The organism is Ruegeria sp. CDSC068 (genome assembly GCF_059610545.1).
Genome location: NZ_JBXWNV010000024.1, coordinates 1 through 3,516 on the forward strand (window position 1 = coordinate 1; position 3,516 = coordinate 3,516).

Below are 3,516 nucleotides of genomic sequence, written 5' to 3' on the forward strand. Positions count from 1 at the left end.
TAGGTGATCATGCAGGCGGCCAGATGGTCCGAATGCTTTTCCGCCTTGGCGCGGAAGTCATTCAGGTCGATATTACCCTTGTCATCGGCTTGCACTGGCACAACCTGATAGCCCACCATCTGCGCCGAGGCCGGGTTGGTGCCATGCGCTGAGGTCGGGATCAGGCAGACATTGCGATGCGCCTCACCCCGCGCGGCGTGATAGTTGCGGATGGTCAGCAGGCCTGCGTACTCGCCCTGCGCGCCCGAGTTGGGCTGCTGGGAGATCGCGTCATAGCCGGTGATCTGGCACAGCTTGTCGTTCAGATCATCAATCATCTCATGATAGCCCTGCGCCTGATCTTCGGGGCAGAACGGGTGCAGATTGCCGAACTCGGGCCAGGTGACCGGGATCATCTCGATCGTGGCGTTCAGCTTCATGGTGCAGGACCCCAGCGGGATCATCGCCCGGTCCAGCGCCAGGTCGCGGTCGGCCAGACGGCGCATATAGCGCGTGATCTCGGCCTCGGCCCGGTTCTTGTGGAAGATCTCGTGGGTCAGATAGGCGCTTTCGCGCAGCGCATAATCCGGCAGACGGTAGAGCTTGTTTGAGCTGTCATCCTTGCGATCGATACCAAAAGCACCCCAGACGGCCTCGATGGTCTCGGGGCGGGTCTGTTCGTCCAGGCTGATGCCCACCTTGGTCTCACCCACCTTGCGCAGGTTGACACCGCGGGCCACGGCGGCCTCCATCACGACATTCTGCAGGTGGCCGACCTCAACCGTGATCGTGTCGAAGAACACCTCCGGCTCGACGGCAAAGCCCGCCTCTTCCAGACCGGCGGCCAGACGCGAGGTCTTGCGGTGCACCGATTGTGCGATGGCCTTGATGCCGTCGGGGCCGTGATACACGGCATACATCGAGGCAATGACGGCCAGCAGCGCCTGCGCGGTGCAGACGTTCGAGTTGGCTTTCTCGCGGCGAATGTGTTGCTCGCGGGTCTGCAGGGCCAGGCGGTAAGCCTTGTTGCCGCGTGCATCAATGGACACACCGATGATCCGCCCCGGCATGGACCGCTTCAGCTTGTCACTGGTCGCCATATAGGCTGCGTGCGGGCCACCATAGCCCATCGGCACGCCAAAGCGCTGGGTCGAGCCGATGGCAATATCCGCGCCCATCTCGCCCGGTGACTTCAGCAGCGCCAGCGACAGGATGTCGGCAGCAACAATGGCGATGGCTTTATGCTCGTGCAGGGCGGCGATCTCGTTCGTGAAGTCGCGCACATGGCCGTGGGTGCCGGGATACTGGAAGATCGCGCCAAAGACCGACCCTGCATCCAGCGTGTCCGGGTCGGCCACCTGCACGTCGATGCCCAGAGGCTCGGCGCGCGTTTTGATGACTGCGATGGTCTGCGGGTGGCAGTTCTTGTCCACGAAGAAGGCCGCGTTGTTGGCCTTTGACCGGCCACCACGCTTGGCCATCGCCATGGCTTCGGCTGCGGCTGTGGCTTCGTCCAAGAGCGAAGCGTTGGCCACGTCCAGCCCGGTCAGGTCGCTGACCATGGTCTGGAAGTTCAGGAGAGCTTCCAGACGGCCTTGGCTGATCTCAGGTTGATAGGGCGTATAGGCAGTGTACCAGGCCGGGTTTTCCAGGATGTTGCGCAGGATCGGCGCCGGCGTGGTGGTGCCGTAATAGCCCTGACCGATCAGCGAGGTCAGAACCTTGTTCTTGCTCGCCACCTCTTTCATGTAAAAGAGCGCATCGCGTTCGGTCATCGCCGGACCCCAGTCCAGCGGCTCTTTCTGCCGGATCGCAGGCGGGACGGTGGCGTCGATCAGCTGGTCCAGCGTCTTGAAGCCAATCACCTTGAGCATGTCGCGCATTTCCGTCGGGCTGGGCCCGATATGGCGGCGGTTGGCGAAGTCATAGGCTTCGTAATCAGTCAGTTTGAAGGCCATAGGTCATGCTCCTCAGGGAATGTCTCGCCCGGCCGCTCTGGCAGGAGCCTCCGGCGGGGATATTTTTAGCCAGATGAAGGGGCGGATCCGCAAAAGGACCCGCCGTTTGGGTTTACCCGATCAGGGCCTTGTAGCCGTCCAGATCCATCAGATCTTCCAGCTGCGCGGCATCCGCGATCTTGATCTTGTAGATCCAGGCCTCACCCTCGGGGTCTTCGTTCAGCGCGCCGGGGTTGTCGGCCAGCGCTTCGTTCACTTCCGTGATCTCGCCATCGACCGGGGCATACAGCTCGGAGGCGGCCTTGACGGATTCGATCACGCCGATCTCGCCGCCTTTTTCAAACTCATCGCCTGCTTCCTGCTGCTCCACGAACACCACGTCGCCCAGCTGTTCAGCCGCGTGCTTGGTGATGCCCAGAGTGGCCGTGTCGCCTTCGACGGTCAGCCATTCATGCTCTTCGGAATAATAGGTTGCCATGTTGTCTCTCTCCTGACTTCAACGCTTGTAATTCTGTTTGACGAAGGGCAGCGCCACGATCTGCGCCGGCTGCGGCTTGCCCCGGATGATCAGGTTCACCGTCTCGCCCGGCTCACCGTGGCCCTTGGAAACATAGCCCATCGCCACCGGTCCGCCGACCGTGGGGCCAAATACGCCCGAGGTGATCTGACCGATCGTACTGCCCTCGGCGCACTGGATTTCCACGCCCTGACGCGCTGGAGCGCGGCCATCGGGCTTGATGCCAACCAGCTTTTTAGCAGGGCCTTCGGCCAGTTCCTTCTGCACGCGGTCTGCGCCCGGAAAGCCGCCTTCTTCCTTGCGGCGCTTCTGGATCGCCCAGCCGAGGCTGGCCTCAATCGGCGAGGTGCTCTGGTCGATGTCATTGCCATAGAGGCACAGACCCGCCTCCAGCCGCAGGCTGTCGCGCGCGCCCAGACCGGCCGCTTCGCAATCCTCATGCGCTAGGAAGGCTTTCGAAACTTCGATCGCCTTGTCCTCGGGGATCGAGATCTCATACCCGTCCTCGCCGGTGTAGCCCAGCCGCGAGATGCGGCACTCGACACCGTTGATCGGGGCCTCAGTGGTTTCCATGAACTTCAGGTCGCGGGCGGCAGGGCACAGATCCCCAACCACGTTTTCCGCCGCAGGGCCTTGCACCGCCACCAGCGCGCGGTCGAAGATCTCGATCACTTCGACGCCGTCAAGGTGTTCGCGCATATGCGGAATGTCCTGATGGCGCAGCGCTGCGTTCACCACCACGAAATAGTAATCCCCCGCATTCGACACGATCAAATCGTCCATGATCCCGCCATCCGCGTTGGTAAAGAAACCGTACCGCGCCTTGCCCGGCTTCAGGGTCGCGTAGGCCTGCGGGCACAGAGCTTCCAGCTTCTCACCCACATTCTCACCGCGCAGGATCACCTGACCCATATGAGACACATCAAACAACGCCGCCTTCTCACGACACTGCTTATGCTCCCCCATTATCCCCAAAGGATACTGAACAGGCATCTCCCACCCAGCAAAATCAACCAACTTACCCCCCAACTCAACGTGAAGATCATACAACGGTGTGCGTTT

The 3,516-nt window shown here is 61.7% G+C and carries 3 protein-coding genes; all 3 read right to left on the reverse strand.

All coding sequences use genetic code 11. From position 1 onward, the window contains the following. On the reverse strand, nt 1–1,937 hold a 1,937-nt coding region (gene gcvP, locus AC2FID_RS22425), incomplete at its 3' end, for an aminomethyl-transferring glycine dehydrogenase (RefSeq protein ID WP_496838793.1). 112 nt (nt 1,938–2,049) lie between these two features. Next, a complete protein-coding gene (gene gcvH / locus AC2FID_RS22430; protein ID WP_058271403.1) occupies nt 2,050–2,415 on the reverse strand; it encodes a glycine cleavage system protein GcvH in 366 nt (121 codons plus the stop codon). A gap of 18 nt (nt 2,416–2,433) precedes the next feature. After that, nucleotides 2,434–3,516 (reverse strand): glycine cleavage system aminomethyltransferase GcvT (gene gcvT, locus AC2FID_RS22435; protein ID WP_496838795.1); only part of this gene is annotated, 1,083 nt, incomplete at its 5' end.